The sequence below is a fragment of the Virgibacillus phasianinus genome (assembly GCF_002216775.1).
Classification (GTDB): domain Bacteria; phylum Bacillota; class Bacilli; order Bacillales; family Amphibacillaceae; genus Virgibacillus_F; species Virgibacillus_F phasianinus.
Genome location: NZ_CP022315.1, coordinates 1,196,033 through 1,218,460, shown reverse-complemented (window position 1 = coordinate 1,218,460; position 22,428 = coordinate 1,196,033). Strand labels below are relative to the sequence as shown.

The following is a 22,428-nucleotide window of genomic DNA, read 5'->3' as shown; positions in this document are numbered from 1 at the left end:
CTTCGAGGGATCCTTTATACGTTAAAACGGAAGTGGATGACATCGCCATCCTTAACAATATATTCTTTACCTTCTAATCGAACATTTCCTTTTTCTTTTGCTTGTGCCATGGCACCTGCCTCAATCAAGTCATCATAGGAAACAGTTTCTGCACGAATAAACCCGCGTTCAAAGTCAGTGTGAATAATACCTGCTGCCTGCGGTGCTTTAATTCCCTTTTGAAACGTCCACGCCCGAACTTCTTGCTCCCCTGCTGTAAAATACGTTGCAAGACCAAGCAGTTGATAAGTTGCCTTAATCAATTGATCTAGTCCGGATTCATTAATTCCAAGCTCTTCCAAGAACATTACCTTCTCTTCTTGATCAAGCTCAGCAATTTCAGATTCAATTTTAGCGCATATCACAATTACTTCTGCATTTTCAGTGGTTGCATAATCCCTTACTTTTTTAACATATTCGTTATCTTCTGCAGCAATTTCGTCCTCAGATACATTGGCCACATAAAGAATAGGTTTACTTGTCAGCAAGTGTAATTGTTTAACCACTTTCCACTGCTCTTCTGTAAAGTCAAGAGAACGCGCTGATTTTTCGTCTTCTAATCCATCTTTAAGTTTTGTCAGTACTTCAAACTCCGCTAATGCCGCTTTGTCTTTTTGACGTGCAAGCTTTTCAACACGCTGGAAGCGCTTAGTGACTGTTTCCAAATCTGCTAAAATTAGTTCTAGATTAATAATTTCAATATCATCGACAGGATCGATTTTTCCAGAAACATGTGTTACATTTTCGTCAGCAAAGCAACGAACTACATGGCAGATTGCATCAACTTGGCGGATGTGGGATAAAAACTGGTTACCTAATCCCTCACCCTTACTTGCACCTTTGACAATACCAGCTATGTCGGTAAATTCAAAAGCTGTTGGTATCGTCTTTTTTGGTTTTACTAATTCAGTTAATTTATTCAAACGATGATCCGGAACCTCTACAATCCCTACGTTCGGATCAATCGTACAAAACGGATAGTTTGCCGATTCAGCTCCTGCCTGGGTAATCGCATTAAATAATGTTGACTTACCCACGTTTGGAAGCCCGACAATTCCTGCTGTTAAAGCCATAAAACTTTCACTCCTTAAGGATATCATTCATATGAACGTACTAGTCTTCCCAATTATAATACAAGGATAAGATTTGACAAGCAATGAAAAAGCAAAAATACATGAATAGTCCACTGTATTTTTGCTAATTATTCCGTGTATTATTTATTTTATAATTTTAATCCATTGTAAAGGGGTATTATAAAAGGAAATTAAAGATTTTTATCTATTTTTTAATCTTTTTTTGATTAAGTTGATCTTATTGTTCCTCCTTCTCAAGAACCTTTTTCAACTTTTTGCTGAACTCTCTTCGCGGAATCAGAACACTGTGATCACAGCCTTGGCATTTAATCCGAATATCCATCCCCATACGAATTATTTTCCAGCGGTTCTCTCCGCATGGGTGCGGCTTCTTCATTTGAACAACATCATGTAAATCAAATTCTTTATCAGCCATTAAATGATACCTTCCTTCTATTCTTGTTCTCTTTGCTTCATAACTGTTTTTTCACCTTCAGCTTCAATGGCAGTTGGGCTTTCATTTCTTGTATACATAACAAGACGAGGTGATGGAATTTGAATACCTTTATTATAAAGTCTTTCTTTCACTTCCTTACGGATAATCCGAGCGCCGGCCCATTGGAACACTGGCGGGGTTTCTGCAATGACCCGGATTACAAAATGGGATAGTTCCAAAGTTTGTACACCAATCACTTCAGGGGTTCCAACAATTTCTTCATATTTGTCAGGTAATTCCTTGGCCATTTCTTCAATAATAGTTTCTGCAGCTGCGATATCACTCTCATAAGGAATATTAATATCAACCACCGCTAGTCCGTTATGAATGGAATAATTAGTTACTTGTGTTACATTTCCATTAGGCAAAACGTGCTGTTCGCCAGTCCAACTAATTATTTTTGTTGTTCGCATACCGATTTCTTCAACAGTACCTTCCACCCCCGAGGTGAAAATATAGTCGCCAACTGAAAATTGGTCTTCAAAAATGATAAAGAAACCGGAAATGATATCCCTGACAAGATTTTGTGCCCCAAAACCAATTGCCAGTCCAACGACACCTGCTCCGGCAAGTAATGGGCCAATGTCCAATCCAAAACCGCTGTCCAAAATCATAATAAATGCTGTAAAATAAACCGTATAGGTTAGCACGTTATGCAGCAGCTTTTTTAATGTTGTTTCCCTTCGCTGTGTAATTCGAAAAGGACCCCGTTGTCTGCTAATGAATAACTTATCAACGATTTTCTTCCCAATCTTAATAACGACCATCGCGACTAAAATTGTAACAATGATGTTAAAAATACTCTGACCAATTGTAATCCAAAGGTCTGGTCCGGTGATGTAATTCCATAAATCATCAATCTTTTTGTTAGCTTCGTCCACTGTAATGCCCTCCATAGTTTACTAGTTACCGAGAATAGTACTTATAAATAGATAGTACATCATTTCCCTTATTGATGAAAAGCAAACCGATCATAGGGGATTTTTATTATCATTTTTGTTCCACATTGGATAGAGCATTAACCGCATCAAAACATATAAATTCAAAACGCCATAAACTGGATAAATATAATTAATTAAAGTGGAAAAACCAAATGTCGTAAATGGCAGCATGATAATTATAGATATAAGGGCAATCACCCATAATGGTGCATGAAAGCGGCTTTGAATACGTGTGATTATTCCCAGAATTCCCGAAGCCGCTGTAGTAAAGATCGCAAACCATAAAAGGACGGACATAAATACTAAGATTCCAAAAGAATAATGCTTCAGGATTGCAAATAATGGTATCTCGTAAACAAGTATTTCTTCGGCTATCTGGATCAAGCTATTATTATAAATATATGAAATAACCCCAAGGATAACTCCGCTTCCAATCCCGGCAATCAGCACCTCTTTTCGCGACCTAATTTTATTCCCAATGGCTCCTAATACAGCTATTAATGGAAGGATATTTAATGCCGTAAATGGGAACGCTGCCGTCCAATTTCTTTGCTCATGCCAGTGTGAGAAAAGTGCAAGTTTTTGATCAAAGGTAAATAACAATAATATGGAAAGAAGTCCAAGTAGTAAAATAGGTAAAATAAATTGGTTAATCGTTAACAATCCATTAATTCCTTTCATAAAGAGAAGTACAAGAATAACTGCAATAAATCCAACCCCCCACCAATAAGAAAAATAAAAGGCCTGCCCTGTTGCCCCGCTTCCAGCCAGCATGACAACCGTTGTCGTAAATAAATACAGAAAAATCATAACATCGTAGATCTTGGTAAGCCTTTTACCGACAATTACTTGTAATACCGGCAGATAGTCCTTTGATTGTTTTTTATAACTGACATTCATAACCACCGTACATGATAAGGAGAATAAAAAGGCAAACAAGGCTATAGCAAGTCCACTTTCATGACCAAAAAATTGCCATAATTCCCGACCAGAAGCATACCCCGCTCCAATTGTAGTCCCAATAATTAAAAACATCCATTTAAACCCTGAGCTCCACATTCGCTTTCCTCCAATTAAATAGTAAATAACCCAAAATCGATGTATAGTTATCTTTTTAAAGTCGTATACTATTACCAATATGTTTGTGGAGGATAAGCTATGAATCTTAAAAAACAATTTACTATTGAAAATGGTCAAGAAAATATGCGTTTAATGTACACAGATTCATTGATTACGGATCTTATGAGCAAAAAAATAATTTCATGGCTTCCGGCTGTTCCAAAAGAATATGTTGTCGTATGTATTGGTACGGACCGATCAACCGGTGACTCACTTGGTCCGTTGACAGGTTCCCTTCTCACCAATCATAAACCAAGGCACCTAACCATTTACGGAACTATTCACGATCCTGTGCATGCAACCAATTTGGATACATTTATTAAACGAATTCATAACGTGCACCGAAATCCCTACATAATAGCAGTCGACGCATGTTTAGGGAAGTCGGCGTCCGTTGGAAACATTATATTAGGTAGTGGCGCTTTAAAGCCTGGAGCTGCTCTAAATAAAACACTTCCACAAATTGGTGACATCCATCTTACCGGAGTAGTCAATATCAGCGGGTTTATGGAGTTTTCTATTTTGCAAAATACCCGCCTATCTGTTGTGATAGACATGGCAAAACAATTAGCAAATCTATTAATTACAATAGATAACAAATTGCAGCACAGCTTTATCCCTACATCCATTTTAGCTTCATCCATGCAACTAGATGACCAGAAGAATGGATAAATAAAAAAGCTGCCCATATGGACAACCTTTTTCACCCTATATTAATTGATAAATATAGTAAACAAGAATAATCGTCAAAAGCGAAGGAAGTAGATTTCCTATTCGGATTTGAGTTAACTTCAATAGATTTAATCCAATTGCAACAATTAACAAACCACCAACAGCTGTTAATTCTACAATAAATCCATTTAAAAAGCTCTCAGGAAGCCACTTTGTAATTTGGGTTGCCAAAAGGGCTATCGTTCCTTGGTACAAAACAACAGGAATTACTGAAAAAACAACTCCGAATCCAAGCGTTGTAGTTAGCACGAGTGCGACAAATCCATCGATAATTCCTTTTGTGATTAATATTCCGTGGTCACCACGTATCCCACTATCTAACGCGCCAATTACAGACATTGCGCCAATCCCAAAAATTAGTGAAGCAGTAATAAACCCTTGTGCAACACTAAAGTTTTCATTTTTTGTGGTAAATTTACCACCAATCCAAGCCCCTAATCGGTTCAACCCCTCTTCGACATGAACGAATTCTCCAATGATTGCTCCTGTCAATAAGCTTAATAAAACAACAATTATTGTTTCTGTGGAAAATGCCATTTGTAACCCGATTAATATGACAGCTAGTCCAATACCATGCATAACTGTTTCTTTATATCGCTCTGGTATCTTTGAGAAAAACAATCCCAGCAGGCTTCCAACAATAATGCAAGCTCCATTGATCAATGTTCCATATAAAGCCATTGCCCCAACTCCAATGCTACAATACTTATTTATTTAAAGTTCAACTTCCCTATATGCTGCTGTAATTTCTTTTATTGCATTAATGAATTCATCTATTTCGTCTGAAGTATTATAAATACCCAAACTTGCTCGCACAATACCCTGTTTATTTGTATGTAACGATTCATGTGTTAATGGGCTGCAATGCAGCCCGGCGCGAACTGCTATATTATAATGGGAATCCAAAACCATACTCACCTCTTGTGAAGGTATTCCAGCAATATTGAAAGCAGCAATGGGCATACGAAAAGAATTGGAATTTGGTCCATAACATATCACACCGTCTATCTTTTCAAGTGCTTCCACGAGCCTGTTTGCTAAAATTGTTTCACGTGGAACAATTTCATGTTTTCGATTCTCGTATTCAGATAGTGCGGCATGAAACCCTGCAATCCCTGGTGTGTTTAGTGTTCCACTTTCAAGTAGTTCTGGCCAAGAATCCGGTTGATTAGGTGAGGATGAAAAGGAACCTGTCCCACCATGATGGATCGGAACTAAGCCGATTGATCCTTCTACAAGCAATACACCCATACCTTGAGGTCCCATTATACCTTTGTGACCCGGAAAGACCAGCATATCAATACCCTGTTTTTTCATATCAATTTGGATATGTCCAGCTGTTTGTGAAGCATCGATTAGTGTATATATTTTATTTTTCTTAGCTATTGTAATGACATCATCTATCGGAAAAATGCGTCCAGTTACATTTGAGGCATGTGTCAAGGCAATTAACCGTGTGTTATCCTTAATAGCAGCATTAACAGCTGAAATAAAGGACTCCTCCCCTGCTTCCTCCGGTGTATCTATATATGTTACTTCAACACCGTGCTTGTTTTTTATGTGTTCTAGTGGTCTTCGGATTGAATTATGCTCATAAGCAGATGCAATGACATGATCACCTTTATGCCATGTCAATCCCTTTATAGCCTGATTTAAACCTACAGTAGCATTTTGGTAGAATAATACTTGTTTTGGATTACTGCAACCAAACAATTCCGCTGTTTTCACCCGTGTACTAGTTATTATCTTTGATGCTTGTCTGGCAAGGGCATGCCCGCTCCTGCCTGGATTCGCCGCAACAGAATTAACTGCATATACCATTGCTTCAGCAACCGCCTTTGGCTTGGGAAAAGAAGATGCAGCCTGGTCGAAATATATCATCTTATATCCATCCCTTTTCGAATAGTAGAAAAACAAACCTTGGTTAAAAAGCTTCATTAGTCGTCAAGAACTTGTACATTAACGATAAAAGCCGATCTTCTTACATATTAAAAAAGACCGACTTAGCACATAAATGCTATAAATTCGTCAGTCTCTCATATCTATTATAAACGGAAATAAAAAAGGGTACTTCCCATTATATGAAATTGATCTTATGAATTTAACGCTTCAATAATGCGGTCTAAATCATCATTTGAGAAAAAGTCAATTTCAATTTTACCTTTGCGTTTACCACGTTGAATGGTAACCGAGGTACCTAATCTATCTCTTAAGATAGATTCTCGCTCCTGGAGAAAGATGTCCATTTTTGGCTTTTCCTTCTTTTTAACAGGTTTCTTATTCATTTCAATGATCAATTGTTCTACCTGACGGACATTTAACTTCTCTTTCAAAATCCGTTTTACAAAAGGCACTATTTTAGTTTTATCTTTGATACCCAATAACGCACGACCATGGCCCATAGAAAGTTCACCATTATTGATATAAGCAATTATTTGATCCGGCAAAGAAAGCAATCGCACTAAATTTGCTATATGTGATCTGCTTTTACCAAGGCGTTTGGATAATTCATCTTGTGTTATATTTAATTCTCTAATTAAATTGGAATAAGCCTGTGCTTCTTCTATTGGTGTTAGGTCTTCACGCTGCAGATTCTCCAATAACGCAATTTCCATCATTTTTTCATCAGAAAGATCTTTGACAACAACAGGAACCTTCTCAAGTCCCGCTTCTTTTGCCGCACGAAACCGGCGTTCACCAACAACTATTTCATATCCCTTAATGCTTTTTCGAGCAATTAACGGCTGAATAATGCCATATTCAAGAATAGAATCCTTTAATTCTTCAATGGCATCAGCATGAAATGTTTTTCTAGGCTGATAAGGATTGGGTCTGCAATCCCTAATTTCAATATCTTGGACAGTTTCTTCCTTGTCACCAACTTCTGGGAAAAGTGCATTAATTCCTTTACCTAACCCTTTCGCCACTGGCCATCACTTCCTTCGCTAATTCAAGATAAACCTCAGCACCCCTTGATTTTGGGTCATACGTGATAATCGGCTGACCATGACTTGGTGCTTCACCCAAACGTACATTTCTTGGAATAATTGATTTGTATACTTTATCTTGAAAGTATTTCTTCACTTCTTCAATTACCTGAATTCCCAGGTTTGTACGTGCATCAAGCATCGTAAGCAATACCCCTTCGATCATTAAATCTTTGTTCAAATGTTTTTGAACTAATCGAATGGTATTTAATAGTTGACTCAAACCTTCCAATGCGTAATATTCACATTGAACGGGTATTAATACTGTATCAGAAGATGTAAGAGAATTGATTGTCAATAACCCTAGTGAAGGCGGACAATCAATAATTATATAATCATAATCTTCTTTAACCATTTCTAATGACTTTTTTAAGCGAATTTCACGCGAGATAGTTGGTACTAATTCAATTTCCGCACCTGCAAGCTGAATCGTAGCAGGGATGATATCCAGATTCGGCACACTTGATTGCGTAATAACGTCCTTAGCTGGAACGTCTTCTACTAATATATTGTAAATGCATTGACTTACATCAGCTTTATTAACACCAACTCCGCTAGTTGCATTCCCCTGTGGGTCAATATCTACTAGTAATACTTTTTTCTCTAAGTACGCAAGACATGCACCCAAATTGACGGCTGAAGTCGTCTTTCCTACGCCACCCTTTTGATTTGCCATGGCGATTATTTTACCCATGCTGTCACCTACCTATCATTCTATATTCTAATTCTATCATTTTTTTGCTAGTATGTTTAAAAATGTCTGATATTGTTAGAAAAACGTAACGTGAATCGATTAACAATTAATTATCTGCAAAAGTTGCCTGAAAAAAACCCATCTGTGATATAAAGATGGGGTGAAGATGTAAGTCCTATCATTCCTGATTATTTACTCTTTGGGATTTTAATTGTAAATTGATAATATTCATCTAAATCCTTTTCATCAGTTTCAACATCAATTCCAGTATCGGTCACCATGGATAATGATTGTCTAATTGTATTGACTGCAATTCTCATATCTTTATTTACGCCCTTTAACTTCGGCTTCTTCTTTTTTGGTTCTTCCTTTTTATTTTCTATTTTGTCTATTCTTTCTTCTGTTTGTTTAACATTAAGGTCATGTTCAATGATTTCATTTAACAGTGTAGACTGTTTCTCTAAATCCTTTACTTTTATCAATGCTCTTGCATGACGTTCTGTAATAGACTTATTTAATAATGCCTGCTGAACAGCATCATCCAGTTTTAACAACCTTAGTTTATTTGCAATTGTTGACTGACTTTTCCCTAAGCGCTGCGCGAGTGCTTCCTGTGTAATGGAGTGTAATTCAATTAGTCTGGCATATGCACGTGCTTCTTCAACAACCGTTAACTCTTCCCGCTGAAGGTTTTCAATTAATGCTACAGAGGCAGTCTCTGTGTCGGTCATGTCCTGTACAATTACGGGGGTATTTTCCCATCCTAATGTTTGTACCGCACGCCACCTGCGTTCCCCAGCAATTAATTCATATTCATCCTTGTCCAGCTTTCGAACAACAATTGGCTGAATCATTCCATGGGTTTTAATTGTCTGTGCTAATTCGGCAATTTTTTCTTCACTAAATATGGACCTTGGTTGAAAGCGATTCGGTACAATCTTAGATACAGCAAGTTGAACCACTTCATTAGGATGATAGACTTCTTCTTCTTCTGTTTGAGAATCTGATTTATCTCCTAACCCGAAAATTCGGTTGAAAGGACGTACCATGATCAGACACCACCTTATTCATAAAAACTTGTTATAAAAATCACTTAATCCGTAAATATGGCAATTGTTTCACGTGAAACAATTTATTAGTTTCCTAGATTTTGTAACGAGTCTAAGTTGCTATCATTCATTTTTCCATATGTATAATATGGCAAAGAAATAGAAAAACGCTGCAGTTTAAACCGCTGCGCAAATTTCATAACTCTGCTCCTATTTTACCATATTTATTTTAAAAAGTTACCTATAAGCATAAATATATTTACTTGACTCTACATGATTGGACTTTTATTTGGAACTCCGGCTTTTCTTGGATACTTATTTGGTGTTTTGCGTTTCTTTTCAACCATGATTATTGAACGCTCACTGTCTTCTTCAGGCAATTCAAAAGTATGGACAGCACGTAACTTTCCGCCTAATACTTCAATTGCTGTTTCCGCATCCCTTAGTTCCTCCGAGGTTTGGGCTGCTTTCATGGCGATAAATAATCCATTTTTCTTTGTTAAAGGCAAACAAAGCTCACTTAACACACTCATTCGTGCAACTGCACGTGCTGTAACAATATCATAAGACTCGCGGAATTCAGTGTTTTTACCGAAACTTTCAGCCCGATCGTGATAAAAAGCTACATGATCTATGCCTAAATCTGCCGCCAACTGATTTAGGAACACAATCCGTTTCTGTAAGGAATCTACAATCGTTACATGTATGTGAGGAAAACATATTTTCAGTGGGATGCTTGGGAACCCAGCACCAGCCCCCACATCGCAAATATGCACCTCTTTTGAGAAATCAAAATGGAAAGCTGCAGTTATAGAATCATAGAAATGTTTCAAATAAACATCCGATTGCTCGGTAATTGCTGTAAGGTTCATTTTCTTATTCCACTCCACAAGTGTGTGAAAATAAATGTCAAACTGTTTTATTTGTTTTTCATTCAATATAATACCTTTTTGTTTTAGTTCTTGCACAAATAAATCCGGGTTCATAATTTGGCTCTCCTAACTCATTAATTGGCTATGCGCGCAATTTTTCCCTGTTCAATATATACAAGCAAAATAGATACATCTGATGGATTAACTCCAGAAATTCTTGATGCCTGACCCACCGATAAAGGCCGTATCTTCTTTAGCTTTTCTTTTGCTTCTGAAGCAATACCATTAATATCATCATAGTCAATGTCTTCAGGTACTTTTTTATCTTCCATTTTAAGCATCCGATCCACCTGATCAATTGCCTTTTTAATATAACCTTCATATTGAACCTGAATTGCTACCTGATCTTTAACTTCATATGGTAATTCTTTTTCAAAAGGAACCATTTGTTCAAGTAATTCATAGGAAACTTCAGGTCGTTTTAATAAATCGATAGCTTTCAATGGCTCTTTTAAAGGAGTTGCCTGAACAGTTTCCAATAAAGCCTGAATATGTTCTTCAGGTTTTATTGTGATTTTGGCGAGACGTTTCTTCTCTTCTTCAACCAATGCCTTTTTCTCTAAAAATTTATTGTATCGTTCTTCGGAAATTAACCCAAGCTTATAGCCAACTTCAGTTAAACGAAAATCCGCATTGTCATGGCGTAACAATAGTCGGTATTCTGCTCTTGAAGTCAATAAACGATATGGTTCGTTTGTTCCCTTTGTTACTAAATCATCAATTAGTACACCAATATATGCAGTTGATCTATCAAGAATTAGCGAATCCCGTCCAAGAACTTTTGCTGCAGCGTTAATTCCTGCCATGATTCCCTGTGCAGCCGCTTCCTCATATCCAGATGTTCCGTTAATTTGTCCAGCAGTGTATAGACCAGGGATTTTTTTTGTTTCAAGTGTGGGCCAAAGCTGTGTGGGAACTACCGCATCATATTCAATTGCATAGCCTGCCCGCATGATTTCTGCTTTTTCCAATCCAGGAACTGTTTTAATCATCTCGTGTTGAACATACTCAGGTAATGATGTTGATAATCCTTGCACGTATACTTCCTCTGTGTGCCTTCCTTCAGGTTCTAAAAATACCTGATGACGAGGTTTATCGTTAAAGCGGACAATTTTGTCTTCTATTGATGGGCAATACCGTGGTCCAGTTCCTCGTTTCATGCCTGAATACATCGCAGATAAGTTTAAATTGTCATTAATAATTTGATGGGTAAATTCATTTGTATATGTTAACCAACAAGGTATCTGATCGGTAATATATTCAGTTGTTTCGTACGAAAATGCTTGCGGACGATCATCGCCAGGCTGAATTTCTGTTTTTGAATAATCAATCGTATGACTATTAACCCGTGGTGGTGTACCCGTTTTAAAACGTGTTAATTCAAAGCCGAGTTCCTCTAGATGCTCAGAAAGTTTAACCGATACACGCTGATTGTTTGGACCACTCTCATATTCCAAATCACCCATTAAAACTTTTCCACGCATAAATGTCCCAGTAGTAATAATAACCGTTTCAGCACGATATGCTGCCTTTGTTTCAGTCAAAACACCCTTACATACCCCGTCTTCCACGATTAGTCTTTCTACCATGCCTTGTCTTAATGTTAAGTTCTTTTCATTTTCAAGCATATCTTTCATTTCTCTGATATATAAGGGTTTATCAGCCTGTGCCCGAAGAGCTTGAACCGCCGGGCCTTTTCCCGTATTTAACATCCGCATTTGGATATGGGTTTTATCAATAACTTTGGCCATCGCTCCACCAAGTGCGTCAATTTCACGAACTACAATCCCTTTTGCCGGTCCGCCAAGTGATGGATTACAAGGCATAAAGGCAATCATATCTAAATTGAGTGTCAGCATTAAAGTTTTTGCGCCCATTCTTGCAGCTGCCATACCAGCCTCAACTCCTGCATGGCCTGCTCCAATTACAATAACATCATAACGGCCTGCATTATAAGCCATATTTTTCATCCTTTCCTATATAAACATAATTCATTAATTTCCAAATCGGTCCCTTGCTTATGCGTCCGCTTCTAACCAGGCACCTCCGCTTTTCTTATGTCCAGCTGTGGCTCCCATTGGCTAATTACCTTCAGGCTCTTCCTTGCGATAAGTCAACATCGGTTCGTTACACTCTCCGTGTTTCCTTTATCTCATACAGACCCCTCCAGGTCATACGCCAATAAACGGGCGCCCCCACTTTTCTATTTCCCTAAGCAAAATTGGGAGAATAGTTGGTCGATTAGGCTGTCGCTTGCTGTATCGCCGATTATTTCGCCTAGTAATTCCCAAGTCCGGGTAATATCTATTTGGATGATATCAAGTGGCATTGCCATTTCTAAGCTTGCTTCAGCGTCTGCTAATGCTTGCTTGGCTTGCTTCAACAATTGAATATGGCGAACGTTTGATACATAGGTTAAGTCTCCGCTGTCTATCTCACCCGTAAAGAAGGTTTGGGCAATTGCTTTCTCCAATTCATCTACCCCTTCTTCCTCTATTAACGAGGTTGTAATAATAGGTTTTCCTTCAGACAGCTTTCTTACACTTTCCAGATCCAGTTTTGCAGGTAGATCCGTTTTGTTGATAATTACAATATATTCTAAGCCCTGCACCGCTTCAAATAGTTTTTCATCTTCTAGTGTCAATTCCTCATTATTATTTAAAACAAATAAAATAAGATCAGATTCTTTTAACACCTTCCTCGATCGTTCGACACCAATTTTTTCGACAATATCTTCTGTTTCTCTAATTCCCGCGGTATCGACAAGTCTTAGTGGTACCCCGCGTACATTGACATATTCTTCAATTATATCACGTGTAGTACCAGGAACTTCTGTTACAATTGCTTTATTTTCCTGAACTAATGTGTTCATTAAGGAAGACTTTCCAACATTGGGTCGTCCTATTATCGCAGTTGCAAGTCCTTCACGCAGGATTTTACCTTGCTTGGCAACTTCCAGCAGTTTCTCAATCTCATGAAAAACTTCTTTTGTTTTCACCCGCATCATTTCATGTGACATTTCCTCAACATCATCATATTCCGGATAATCGATATTTACTTCCACATGGGCAACTGTTTCTAATAACTCTTGTCTTAACCGCTGAATTAACGCGGATAATCGACCATCCATCTGTTTTAATGCAACTGACATCGCCTTATCGGTTTTTGCTCGAATTAAATCCATAACTGCTTCTGCCTGTGATAAATCAATTCTTCCATGGAGAAATGCTCGTTTGGTGAATTCCCCTGGTTCAGCTAATCGCGCACCACGATTTAAAATTATTTCCAGTATACGGTTAATAGATACCATCCCACCGTGGCAATTGATTTCTACTACATCTTCACGGGTGAAGGTTTTAGGTGCACGCATGATTGACACCATGACCTCTTCCGCTATTTCATTTGTTTCCGGATCAATTATTTTACCATATTGAATGGTATGTGAATCCACTTGTTCTAAATCTTTGCCCCGGAACAAACTGTTAGCAATCTTTATTGCCTCTGGGCCACTTAATCTGACAATCGCAATCGCACCTTCGCCAATCGGGGTAGATATTGCTGTTATTGTATCTGTCTCCACATCTTTCACCCACTTTAATCACATCTATTATCATTTATTATTAACATTCATTTTTTTATCGTCACTAACTAAATAGAATATCATATTTTTGTGTAAAAAGAAACTTATCCACAAATAATACTATCACACCAAAAAAGCCGTTTATCCACATGTTAATAAACGGCTTTTTTTATTTATTTTTATTACCAAATTTTATAAAATAGGATCTTCATAATAATAATCCACAGGGACCGGGGCTACAGTTGATTTCTCAAGTGCTGGTGTATCTTTTCTTGCTACCTGATAAATCGCCGCACCAACAATACTTGCCACATCTTTTAACTTTTCCTTGCTGATATGTTCGATTGTATCATCTGCTGTATGGTACCATGGCTCAAGCGGTGTATGAATAAATAAAGCAGCCGGAATCCCTAGATTGTGAAATGGTACATGATCGCTTCTCCCTAGCTCACTGTATGGTACAAGCTCACTTACGCGTGATCCTGCTGCTGCTCCTAAGTCAGTAACCAGGTTTTTCTCTCCATTAGCAGTAAACATTACAAGCTCACCGGCATCTTCACTGCCAACCATGTCCATTTGGAATTGTGCTACAGTACTTTCCACCTCTTCCGGGGTCATTGCTGCTGCATAATTGCGTGAACCCCATAGTCCATACTCCTCTGCACCAAAAGCAACAAATTTAATTGTGGTATCCGTTGGTGTATTTGAAAAAACTCTGGCCAATTCCAATAGTGCTGCAGTTCCTGACGCATCGTCGTTGGCACCTTGCCCCCACGGTACGGAGTCGTGATGTGAACCGACAATAATTGTTTGACCTGTGTCATGATTTTTCATTGGTTCTTTTACTGCTTCAACATTATAAGATGTAATCTCTTCTCCACCTGACTCAAAGGTAAACTCGTATACATTAACATCCTGGTAACCAAAGCTTTTAAATTGATCCTCCAGATACTCTACCGTCTGTTGGTCACCTTCAGTTCCGGCGCCACGGGACCCAATAACCTCTGACAAATGATAGACATGCTGATAAATATTATCAACATCAATCCGCTTGACCACCTTATTATCAAAAGCTTGATCCGCATGCTCATTTGGTGCAGCATAAACTGGTGTTGCCACTAATAAAACCATCATTACAATAAGAGCAGAAACTTTTAAACGTTTCATATATCCACTTCCTTTTCCTGTTTTATAACACTATTCTAGGAAAGCCACTGGATACCTTTATAATTTAATAAAATGAGAAATTGGTAATGGAAAATTGCGTTAGTCCCCTTCGTTGGTACTATTTATTTGTACCTAAAAAACCCTGGTTTCCCAGGGTTTTTTTAAGGTTTTATTACAATATGTCGGTGCGGTTCTACTCCGTCCGAATACGTAGAAATTTCTTTGACACCTTGCAGCGCACTATGAATTATCTTACGTTCATAGGCAGGCATAGGTTCAAGAGCAACTTTCTTATTTAAACGTTTTGCTTTATCGGCCATTTTCACAGCTAATGATTCAAGTGTTTCCTTGCGACGGCCTCGGTAACCTTCCGCATCAACTGTAACTGTATAAAATTGTTTGCCGTCTTTATTCAATACCAGATGAACCAGATACTGTAATGCATTAAGTGTTTGACCACGTTTACCAATTAATAGGGCAATTTTTTCGCCATTCATTTCAATAGATACGTGGTTACCTTCAACCGTTGCTGCAATCTCAACTTCAACACCCATATTCTTCGTTAATTCAAGAACATATTGCTCGGCTTGCTGAATTTGATTCTTAGCCATAATAACCTTGACAATTGATCTTTTTGAACCAAATACGCCAAAAAACCCTTTCTTTCCTTCATCTATGATCGCAATCTCAACTTGGTCCCTTGTTGTATTTAACTGCTCTAATGCTGATTGGATTGCTTCTTCCACCGTTTGACCAGTAGCAGTTATTTCTCTCACTTTTTGACTCCTCCAGTACTAGCATCGTCTTTTTTCATCATCGGTTTACGGATAAATATAGTTTGTGCCACCATAAATACGTTACCTACTACCCAGTATAATGCCAAAGCTGCCGGGAAAAAGAGTGCAAAGACAGTAATCATAATCGGCATGACATACATCATAACCATCATTTGCGGATTTTGACCGGCTGGGCTTCCAGCCATCATTAATTTTTGTTGAAGGAATGTCGCACCCCCAGCAATGATAGGAAGAATGTAAAATGGATCCGGAGCCCCAAGTTCAAACCACAGAAAACTATGATTCTGAATTTCAGCATTACGCATAATTGCGTGATAAATCGCAATTAATACCGGCATTTGTACAAAAATTGGCAAACAGCCAGCTAGTGGATTTACACCATGTTTTTGAAATAATTCCATCGTTTCTTTTTGTAACTTTTGTTGTGTATTTGCATCTTTAGAACTGTACTTCTTTTGTATTTCTTTAAGCTCGGGCTGTACATCCTGCATTGCTTTTGAACTCTTTAATTGTTTCACATTCAATGGCAGTAATACTAACCGAACCATAATGGTTACTACAATAATCCCTAAACCATAACTTCCATTGAATAGTTCAGCAAAATAGGTAATTAACCATGACATAGGATAAACAAAATATTCATTCCAGAATCCTTCACTTTGTGATGTGATTGGTTCATTCATTTGCGTACATCCGGAAAGCAACGCAACTAATACAATCATGCTAATTAACACTAAATACTTTTTTGACACTCGATTTCCTCCTTAACTAACATAAACCTATGTAATGCCTGTCATTTTATCATTAAAACAATTAAGGATTCTATATTAATCCATAAATTGTTTATTTTTCTAACAATCGTTCTTTCGACAATAAATGAGTTAAACTCTTCTTGAATTGTTCATATTCCATGTTCTTTGTTGGCTGTCTTGCAATGATAATAATGTCACTTGTTTTGGAAATTTGTTCACCCAGATCCTGGAATGCATGACGTAAGTGACGTTTGATCCGATTTCTCGTAACAGCGTTTCCAATTTTCTTTCCTACTGAAATTCCTACACGAAAATGAGTTTGTCCCTCTTTTTTCATATAATAAATAACCAGTTGCCGGTTTGCAAATGACTTTCCTTGTTTAAACACAAGTTGAAACTCTTTATTATCCTTAATTCGGAACGCCTTTTTCATTCAATCACCTTTATCGTTACAATTAACTCCATCTATATAATAAGCAGTGATCCCATACTCCTCCAATCAACGAAGGAACAGGAAACACTGCTTCTCTTCTTAGAAAATCTTGGCTAAAGACTATTCTTTCTTACACTTTAAGAACATATAAATCTTTATCGGTGTGAAGTATAAAAAAATCCAAGGCTTTCGCCATTAGTTCTTGGCGACAAGCCAATATTTTCTATAAGTGTGAAAAAGACCACTGAAATTCAGCGGTCTATGCAGATAATACTTTTCTTCCTTTAAGACGACGACGCGCTAAAACTTTACGTCCATTTTTAGTACTCATTCGCGCACGAAATCCATGTACTTTTTTATGTTTACGGTTATTTGGTTGATACGTTCTTTTCATTTATCATACACCTCCCTGAGGAATTTAAAATTCAAATTAAAACATATCCAGTAGACAGTCCTACTAATTATAAGTAATACATGCACCATCTGTCAACTTACTTTTAAAACGAGTTACCCACAGGCAATTGTTTATCTTTTAATTCGACATTTTTTTATCCACACAAGATATCGACAGGATAATCACAAAATATGGTGGTGTGGATAAAAGTTGTCTACAAGGGATGGGTATTGTGGATAACTGTCGAAAAACCCATTGCATTACCTTCTTTTTTTTGGTATTATATTTGTGTTTTAGTGTGTGGAAAAATGTAAATCCAACAAAAGATATCCACATTCTGTTAATAACTTGTGGATACTTGTCAACACCTCTGTTTATCATCTTATCAACAATCATGTGGAAAACGTACATAACGTTTCAAAACTGCTTATGTCATGCATTTTATTATCCACACGTGAAATAAATAATTTTTTCTACTTACTTCCCTTTTACTGACTTAGTAAGCTAGTTTTTATAGGATTATTGCTTGTACAATACATGCCTTTCCATCTTTCTGAGACATTTTTATCTTAAAGATCGAGAGAGGCTTTTTGTATCATTATTTTACTGAAAGGAGTGAATCAGGCCTTGGAAAATATTGATGAATTATGGGCGGCAACGCTGGAAAAAGTTGAAGAAAAGGTCAGCAAGCCCAGCTTTGATACATGGTTGAAAAGTACAAAGGCAGAAAAACTTCAGGATGATACTTTAATTATTTCTGCACCAAATGAATTCGCTCGTGACTGGTTGGAAGGAAGATACACCATCTTAATTTCTGAACTGTTGTTTGAAATCACCGGGGCGTCACTAAAGGCAAAATTCATCATCCCTGAAACAAATCTGGAAACCGAAGACGTTAACCCGGCCCCCAAATCCATTGCCGTGCCAAATAATCAAGGAGCAGAGGCTCCAAAAACAATGCTGAATGCAAATTATACATTTGATACGTTTGTCATTGGATCTGGAAACCGCTTTGCACATGCTGCATCTCTTGCAGTAGCAGAGGCTCCAGCCAAAGCTTACAATCCACTTTTCATTTATGGTGGAGTAGGACTTGGCAAAACTCATCTCATGCATGCAATTGGACACTACGTCCGTGATCACAATCCGGATGCCAGAGTAGTCTATATAACATCTGAAAAATTCACCAATGAATTTATTAATGCCATTATGGACAATAAAACGATTAATTTTCGTAACAAATATCGGAATGTTGACGTCCTTTTAATAGATGATATTCAATTCATTGCTGGAAAAGAATCAACGCAAGAAGAATTTTTTCATACCTTTAATACATTGCATGAAGAAAATAAACAAATTATTATATCCAGCGATCGTCCACCAAAGGAAATACCAACGTTAGAGGATCGATTGCGTTCCAGGTTTGAATGGGGATTAATCACAGATATTACGCCACCTGATCTAGAAACACGCAGCGCAATTTTAAGTAAGAAAGCAAAGGCAGAAGGGCTCGACATTCCAAATGAAGTAATGCTGTATATAGCTAATCAAATTGATACGAACGTCCGGGAACTTGAGGGTGCTTTAATTCGTGTTGTTGCCTATTCATCACTCGTCAATCGGGATATCGATGCATCACTTGCAGCGGACGCATTAAAAGATATAATTCCAAGTAAAAAGCCGAAAGTTATCACAATCCAGAAAATACAGCAGGTAGTTGGCGAAAAATACAACATTCGACAGGAAGACTTTATTGCCAAAAAACGGACAAAATCCATTGCCTTTCCAAGACAAATAGCCATGTATTTATCAAGGGAAATGACCGACTTTTCATTGCCTAAAATAGGTGAAGAATTCGGCGGAAGAGACCACACAACCGTTATTCACGCCCATGAAAAAATATCACGGATGCTAGAAAATGATACAAGCCTTGACCAGGATATAGAAGAAGTAAAAGAGCAATTAAAAAATTTATAAGTTACCCACATGTGAATAGTGTGCATAGCGGTGCATGATTATCAACAATCTGTCCACAGGTGGTAACCCATTCATAATCTATTAAAAAATAAGTTATCCACATAATCACAGGGCTTATTACTATTATTACTGTATTTTATTAATAAAAAATATATATAAAGAACTTCCATTAGGAGGATTTATTTTATGAAATTCATTATCCAACGAGACAAATTAATAGCTGGTGTTCAAGATGTGATGAAAGCAATCTCATCACGTACGGCAATTCCAATCCTGACTGGTATGAAGATTGAAGCGAAACAGAGCGGAATTACGTTAACAGGCAGTGATTCCGATATCTCCATTCAATCGTTTATTCCCGTTGAAGAAGATGGAATTGTTCATGTAGAAGAAATCGAGGAAGGCAGTATTGTATTACAGGCACGTTATTTCCCAGATATTGTCCGTAAACTTCCAGAAAAAAGTGTGGAAATAAGTGCAGATGAAAACCTAAAAGTTACAATTAAATCGGGAAAAGCTGAATTTAATCTAAATGGACAGGATGCAGAAGAATATCCACAGCTGCCAATGATGCAAACGGATGATGGCTTTGAAATCCCAACAGATCTGTTAAAGAGTTTAATTAAACAAACTGTTTTCGCGGTTTCAACAATGGAAACCAGACCTATTTTGACAGGTGTAAAGCTTAAATTTACAAATGAGTCACTAAACTTTACTGCAACAGACAGCCACCGTCTGGCGTCGCGTGAAATTCCTGTTCAACCATCGCAACTGGATTTTCCTAATGTTGTTGTACCTGGAAAAAGCTTGAATGAACTTCATAAAATTTTATCGGACACCGAGGATCCGGTTGAAATTAGTGTAACGAATAACCAGATTCTATTCCGTACGAAGCATGTTTACTTTTTATCCAGATTATTGGATGGAAATTATCCAGAAACATCGCGATTAATTCCAGAAGAAAGCAAAACTATTATTCATGCAAAAACAAAAGATTTGTTAAATACCATTGATCGCGCTTCATTGCTTGCAAAAGAAGATCGAAATAATGTTGTACGTCTTGCAACCAAAGACAATCAATTAATTGAGATTACCAGTAATTCTCCAGAGGTTGGCAGAGTAGTAGAGGAAATGACTGTTCAATCAATTGAAGGAGAAGAACTAAAGATTTCCTTCAGTTCCAAATATATGCTGGATGCATTAAAGGCAATTGAAAATGATGAAGTCAAAATTGAATTTACCGGTGCAATGCGCCCATTTGTCATTCGCCCGGAAAATAATGATCCTATATTGCAATTAATTTTGCCAGTACGTACGTATTAAAGATAGATTTTTACTGTCAAACGCTCTTCATTTTACACAAGTGAGGGCGTTTTTTACATGAAATTGTAAAACAGTGTTTTTTAAAGCGTAATGAAACAATTTCAGGCTACTTCCTTCCCTAAACACCAAAACTTTAGTAAAATAGATAGAAGGTACTCGTATTTGATTATTTGAACGTATTACGGATTGATTAATACTTGTGTTTGAGGTCAATAATACGTATATACGGACTCTACAAAAAGAATTTGGTGAAAAAAATGCATGAAACAATAGAAATAACGACTGAATATATCACCCTCGGCCAATTTATAAAGCTAGCGAATGTGCTTGAGTCTGGAGGGATGGTTAAATCCTATCTGCAGGATCAAGGTGTCATAGTTAACGGTGAATTGGAAAAGCGCCGCGGCAGAAAGCTTTATCCAAATGATGTAGTAGAAATAGAACACGCTGGATCATTTATTGTAAGTAAAGTTGATAAAAGTTAATTGAGTTACACGCTAATTTGGAAATAAATGAGGAAATGCCATGCATATTCAACAATTGCAATTAAAAAACTATCGAAACTACGATGTGCTTGATCTTGCGTTCGATGACAAAGTCAATGTGATAATTGGTGAAAATGCACAGGGGAAAACAAACCTGATGGAAGCGATTTATGTTCTGGCTTTTACAAAATCACATCGAACACCAAGGGAAAAGGAACTTATCCAATGGGACAAAGAGTATGCTAAAATAAAGGGTACCGTAACAAAAAGAAAACAATCTTTTCCGCTTGAAATTATAGTATCCACAAAAGGAAAAAAGGCTAAATTAAATCATCTAGAACAAAAGCGGTTAAGTGATTATATAGGGGCATTGAATGTTGTCATGTTTGCACCTGAAGACTTAACTTTGGTAAAAGGACCGCCACAAATTCGTAGGCGGTTTATTGATATGGAACTTGGTCAAATACAGCCACGGTATATTTATCATCTGGGACAGTACCAAAAAGTATTAAAACAACGTAATCATTTATTAAAGCAAATGCAGCGAAGGCAACAACAGGATCCCACCGTGCTGCGGGTATTGACGGAACAATTAATCGGGCATGCAACAACATTATTGGAAAGAAGATTTGCTTTTCTTGATTTGCTGCGTAAATGGGCAGGACCTATTCATAACCAAATCAGCCGCAACCTGGAGCAGCTGGAGATTCAGTATGCTGCCACGATCGAGGTATCAGAAGAAGCTGATAAGGGGAAAATAGAAACAGGTTATTTAACAAAATTTCAGGAAATAGAAGCAAAGGAAATTGAACGTGGTACAACTCTTATTGGCCCGCATCGTGATGACTTAGATTTTTATGTGAATGAAAAAGATGTTCAAACATACGGTTCACAGGGGCAACAGCGCACTGCAGCACTTTCCATGAAACTTGCGGAAATAGAGCTGATCTATAATGAAGTGGGGGAATATCCAATTCTTCTTCTTGACGATGTGTTAAGTGAACTTGATGATTATCGTCAATCCCATTTACTGAACACGATTCAAGGTAAGGTGCAGACATTCGTTTCTACCACAAGTGTTGATGGGATAAACCATGAAACATTGCGTGAAGCGGAGCTGTTCAGGGTTGATAATGGTCAGGTAGATACATAGAGGTGGTGTGATTATATGTTTATTCATATTGGAAATGACAATGTAATTCAATCAAAAGATGTTGTATCTATTATCGATCGAAATATTATTTCTTCATCATCGATTATGGAAGAGATGATCGAACGGGCAACCAAGGCAAAATTAATTGTCACACCAAAGGAAGAAGCAAAGTCTGTGGTAATTACAAATGACTATATCTATTTTAGTTCCCTTTCAGTTGCAACATTAAAGAAAAGGGCAAGTATGATTTCCACTATAAGCAAACTGGATGACTATACAGACGAGTTGGAATAAAGCGTGAGCGA

General features: G+C 37.4%; 23 protein-coding genes. 6 read left to right on the top strand and 17 right to left on the bottom strand.

Annotated features, from left to right (window positions below):
- Positions 1 to 14: 14 nt before the first annotated feature.
- From ychF to CFK37_RS06215, 4 genes are all read right to left on the bottom strand, one after another.
- Positions 15 to 1,112, bottom strand: a complete 1,098-nt coding sequence (ychF, locus tag CFK37_RS06230) for a redox-regulated ATPase YchF (protein ID WP_089061041.1) — start codon at positions 1,110 to 1,112, stop codon at positions 15 to 17.
- A gap of 238 nt (positions 1,113 to 1,350) precedes the next feature.
- Positions 1,351 to 1,548 (bottom strand): DUF951 domain-containing protein, encoded by a 198-nt coding sequence (locus CFK37_RS06225; protein ID WP_089061040.1) that lies wholly within the window; start codon positions 1,546 to 1,548, stop codon positions 1,351 to 1,353.
- Positions 1,549 to 1,565: 17 nt separating this feature from the next.
- Entirely contained in the window at positions 1,566 to 2,489 is a 924-nt protein-coding gene (locus tag CFK37_RS06220) for a mechanosensitive ion channel family protein (protein ID WP_245837320.1), read from the bottom strand.
- A gap of 90 nt (positions 2,490 to 2,579) precedes the next feature.
- Complete coding sequence (locus tag CFK37_RS06215) at positions 2,580 to 3,608, bottom strand: YkvI family membrane protein (RefSeq protein ID WP_089061038.1); 1,029 nt, start codon at positions 3,606 to 3,608, stop codon at positions 2,580 to 2,582.
- Positions 3,609 to 3,707: 99 nt separating this feature from the next.
- Between CFK37_RS06215 and yyaC the strand changes: the two genes are divergently transcribed.
- Positions 3,708 to 4,340: a spore protease YyaC gene (yyaC, locus tag CFK37_RS06210; protein WP_089061037.1), complete on the top strand. Its 633-nt coding sequence runs from the start codon at positions 3,708 to 3,710 to the stop codon at positions 4,338 to 4,340.
- A 36-nt stretch (positions 4,341 to 4,376) separates the two neighbouring features.
- On the opposite strand, the gene CFK37_RS06205 is transcribed toward yyaC, so the two are convergent.
- The 13 genes from CFK37_RS06205 to rpmH all read right to left on the bottom strand — a co-directional run bounded on the left by CFK37_RS06205 (position 4,377) and on the right by rpmH (position 17,185).
- A complete protein-coding gene (locus CFK37_RS06205) occupies positions 4,377 to 5,081 on the bottom strand; it encodes a DUF554 domain-containing protein (RefSeq protein ID WP_089061036.1) in 705 nt (234 codons plus the stop codon).
- Positions 5,082 to 5,114: 33 nt separating this feature from the next.
- A complete protein-coding gene (locus CFK37_RS06200) occupies positions 5,115 to 6,281 on the bottom strand; it encodes an aminotransferase class V-fold PLP-dependent enzyme (RefSeq protein ID WP_089061035.1) in 1,167 nt (388 codons plus the stop codon).
- 212 nt (positions 6,282 to 6,493) lie between these two features.
- Positions 6,494 to 7,327: a ParB/RepB/Spo0J family partition protein gene (locus tag CFK37_RS06195; RefSeq protein WP_089061034.1), complete on the bottom strand. Its 834-nt coding sequence runs from the start codon at positions 7,325 to 7,327 to the stop codon at positions 6,494 to 6,496.
- Positions 7,308 to 8,081: a ParA family protein gene (locus CFK37_RS06190; RefSeq protein ID WP_089061033.1), complete on the bottom strand. Its 774-nt coding sequence runs from the start codon at positions 8,079 to 8,081 to the stop codon at positions 7,308 to 7,310. The genes CFK37_RS06195 and CFK37_RS06190 overlap by 20 nt, the downstream gene beginning before the upstream one ends.
- 188 nt (positions 8,082 to 8,269) lie before the next feature.
- Positions 8,270 to 9,130: a nucleoid occlusion protein gene (noc, locus tag CFK37_RS06185; protein WP_089061032.1), complete on the bottom strand. Its 861-nt coding sequence runs from the start codon at positions 9,128 to 9,130 to the stop codon at positions 8,270 to 8,272.
- Between the two features lie 269 nt (positions 9,131 to 9,399).
- Positions 9,400 to 10,116, bottom strand: coding sequence for a 16S rRNA (guanine(527)-N(7))-methyltransferase RsmG (gene rsmG / locus CFK37_RS06180; protein ID WP_089061031.1), 717 nt, complete (start codon positions 10,114 to 10,116; stop codon positions 9,400 to 9,402).
- A gap of 20 nt (positions 10,117 to 10,136) precedes the next feature.
- On the bottom strand, positions 10,137 to 12,023 hold the full coding sequence (mnmG, locus tag CFK37_RS06175; RefSeq protein ID WP_089061030.1) for a tRNA uridine-5-carboxymethylaminomethyl(34) synthesis enzyme MnmG: 1,887 nt from the start codon (positions 12,021 to 12,023) through the stop codon (positions 10,137 to 10,139).
- 242 nt (positions 12,024 to 12,265) lie between these two features.
- Positions 12,266 to 13,642, bottom strand: a complete 1,377-nt coding sequence (gene mnmE / locus CFK37_RS06170) for a tRNA uridine-5-carboxymethylaminomethyl(34) synthesis GTPase MnmE (protein WP_089061029.1) — start codon at positions 13,640 to 13,642, stop codon at positions 12,266 to 12,268.
- A gap of 192 nt (positions 13,643 to 13,834) precedes the next feature.
- A complete protein-coding gene (locus CFK37_RS06165; protein ID WP_089061028.1) occupies positions 13,835 to 14,809 on the bottom strand; it encodes a M20/M25/M40 family metallo-hydrolase in 975 nt (324 codons plus the stop codon).
- Positions 14,810 to 14,970: 161 nt separating this feature from the next.
- Complete coding sequence (gene jag / locus CFK37_RS06160) at positions 14,971 to 15,585, bottom strand: RNA-binding cell elongation regulator Jag/EloR (RefSeq protein WP_089061027.1); 615 nt, start codon at positions 15,583 to 15,585, stop codon at positions 14,971 to 14,973.
- A complete protein-coding gene (gene spoIIIJ, locus CFK37_RS06155) occupies positions 15,582 to 16,328 on the bottom strand; it encodes a YidC family membrane integrase SpoIIIJ (RefSeq protein ID WP_425445372.1) in 747 nt (248 codons plus the stop codon). Before spoIIIJ ends, jag begins: the two co-directional genes overlap by 4 nt.
- Positions 16,329 to 16,449: 121 nt before the next feature.
- Positions 16,450 to 16,791: a ribonuclease P protein component gene (gene rnpA / locus CFK37_RS06150; RefSeq protein ID WP_089061025.1), complete on the bottom strand. Its 342-nt coding sequence runs from the start codon at positions 16,789 to 16,791 to the stop codon at positions 16,450 to 16,452.
- 259 nt (positions 16,792 to 17,050) lie between these two features.
- Positions 17,051 to 17,185, bottom strand: coding sequence for a 50S ribosomal protein L34 (gene rpmH / locus CFK37_RS06145; RefSeq protein WP_089061024.1), 135 nt, complete (start codon positions 17,183 to 17,185; stop codon positions 17,051 to 17,053).
- Between the two features lie 627 nt (positions 17,186 to 17,812).
- Between rpmH and dnaA the strand changes: the two genes are divergently transcribed.
- From dnaA to remB, 5 genes are all read left to right on the top strand, one after another.
- Complete coding sequence (gene dnaA, locus CFK37_RS06140; protein ID WP_089061023.1) at positions 17,813 to 19,162, top strand: chromosomal replication initiator protein DnaA; 1,350 nt, start codon at positions 17,813 to 17,815, stop codon at positions 19,160 to 19,162.
- 186 nt (positions 19,163 to 19,348) lie between these two features.
- On the top strand, positions 19,349 to 20,485 hold the full coding sequence (gene dnaN, locus CFK37_RS06135; RefSeq protein WP_089061022.1) for a DNA polymerase III subunit beta: 1,137 nt from the start codon (positions 19,349 to 19,351) through the stop codon (positions 20,483 to 20,485).
- Positions 20,486 to 20,742: 257 nt separating this feature from the next.
- A complete protein-coding gene (gene yaaA / locus CFK37_RS06130; protein ID WP_089061021.1) occupies positions 20,743 to 20,970 on the top strand; it encodes a S4 domain-containing protein YaaA in 228 nt (75 codons plus the stop codon).
- 40 nt (positions 20,971 to 21,010) lie between these two features.
- Entirely contained in the window at positions 21,011 to 22,123 is a 1,113-nt protein-coding gene (recF, locus tag CFK37_RS06125) for a DNA replication/repair protein RecF (protein ID WP_089061020.1), read from the top strand.
- 15 nt (positions 22,124 to 22,138) lie between these two features.
- The gene (gene remB / locus CFK37_RS06120; RefSeq protein WP_089061019.1) at positions 22,139 to 22,417 is read left to right on the top strand and encodes an extracellular matrix regulator RemB; all 279 of its coding nucleotides are present in this window, start codon (positions 22,139 to 22,141) and stop codon (positions 22,415 to 22,417) included.
- The last annotated feature ends 11 nt before the right edge of the window (positions 22,418 to 22,428 follow it).

What these genes read in the sequence shown, in the direction of transcription:
- dnaN (WP_089061022.1), top strand. Translation starts at nt 19,349, where the DNA reads ATGAAATTCATTATCCAACGAGACAAATTAATAGCTGGTGTTCAAGAT.
- noc (WP_089061032.1), bottom strand. Translation starts at nt 9,130, where the DNA reads ATGGTACGTCCTTTCAACCGAATTTTCGGGTTAGGAGATAAATCAGAT.
- spoIIIJ (WP_425445372.1), bottom strand. Translation starts at nt 16,328, where the DNA reads ATGATTGTATTAGTTGCGTTGCTTTCCGGATGTACGCAAATGAATGAA.
- rsmG (WP_089061031.1), bottom strand. Translation starts at nt 10,116, where the DNA reads ATGAACCCGGATTTATTTGTGCAAGAACTAAAACAAAAAGGTATTATA.
- rnpA (WP_089061025.1), bottom strand. Translation starts at nt 16,791, where the DNA reads ATGAAAAAGGCGTTCCGAATTAAGGATAATAAAGAGTTTCAACTTGTG.
- CFK37_RS06200 (WP_089061035.1), bottom strand. Translation starts at nt 6,281, where the DNA reads ATGATATATTTCGACCAGGCTGCATCTTCTTTTCCCAAGCCAAAGGCG.
- remB (WP_089061019.1), top strand. Translation starts at nt 22,139, where the DNA reads ATGTTTATTCATATTGGAAATGACAATGTAATTCAATCAAAAGATGTT.
- CFK37_RS06205 (WP_089061036.1), bottom strand. Translation starts at nt 5,081, where the DNA reads ATGGCTTTATATGGAACATTGATCAATGGAGCTTGCATTATTGTTGGA.
- ychF (WP_089061041.1), bottom strand. Translation starts at nt 1,112, where the DNA reads ATGGCTTTAACAGCAGGAATTGTCGGGCTTCCAAACGTGGGTAAGTCA.
- CFK37_RS06190 (WP_089061033.1), bottom strand. Translation starts at nt 8,081, where the DNA reads ATGGGTAAAATAATCGCCATGGCAAATCAAAAGGGTGGCGTAGGAAAG.
- yaaA (WP_089061021.1), top strand. Translation starts at nt 20,743, where the DNA reads ATGCATGAAACAATAGAAATAACGACTGAATATATCACCCTCGGCCAA.
- CFK37_RS06165 (WP_089061028.1), bottom strand. Translation starts at nt 14,809, where the DNA reads ATGAAACGTTTAAAAGTTTCTGCTCTTATTGTAATGATGGTTTTATTA.
- CFK37_RS06225 (WP_089061040.1), bottom strand. Translation starts at nt 1,548, where the DNA reads ATGGCTGATAAAGAATTTGATTTACATGATGTTGTTCAAATGAAGAAG.
- recF (WP_089061020.1), top strand. Translation starts at nt 21,011, where the DNA reads ATGCATATTCAACAATTGCAATTAAAAAACTATCGAAACTACGATGTG.
- CFK37_RS06215 (WP_089061038.1), bottom strand. Translation starts at nt 3,608, where the DNA reads ATGTGGAGCTCAGGGTTTAAATGGATGTTTTTAATTATTGGGACTACA.
- rpmH (WP_089061024.1), bottom strand. Translation starts at nt 17,185, where the DNA reads ATGAAAAGAACGTATCAACCAAATAACCGTAAACATAAAAAAGTACAT.
- mnmG (WP_089061030.1), bottom strand. Translation starts at nt 12,023, where the DNA reads ATGGCTTATAATGCAGGCCGTTATGATGTTATTGTAATTGGAGCAGGC.
- yyaC (WP_089061037.1), top strand. Translation starts at nt 3,708, where the DNA reads ATGAATCTTAAAAAACAATTTACTATTGAAAATGGTCAAGAAAATATG.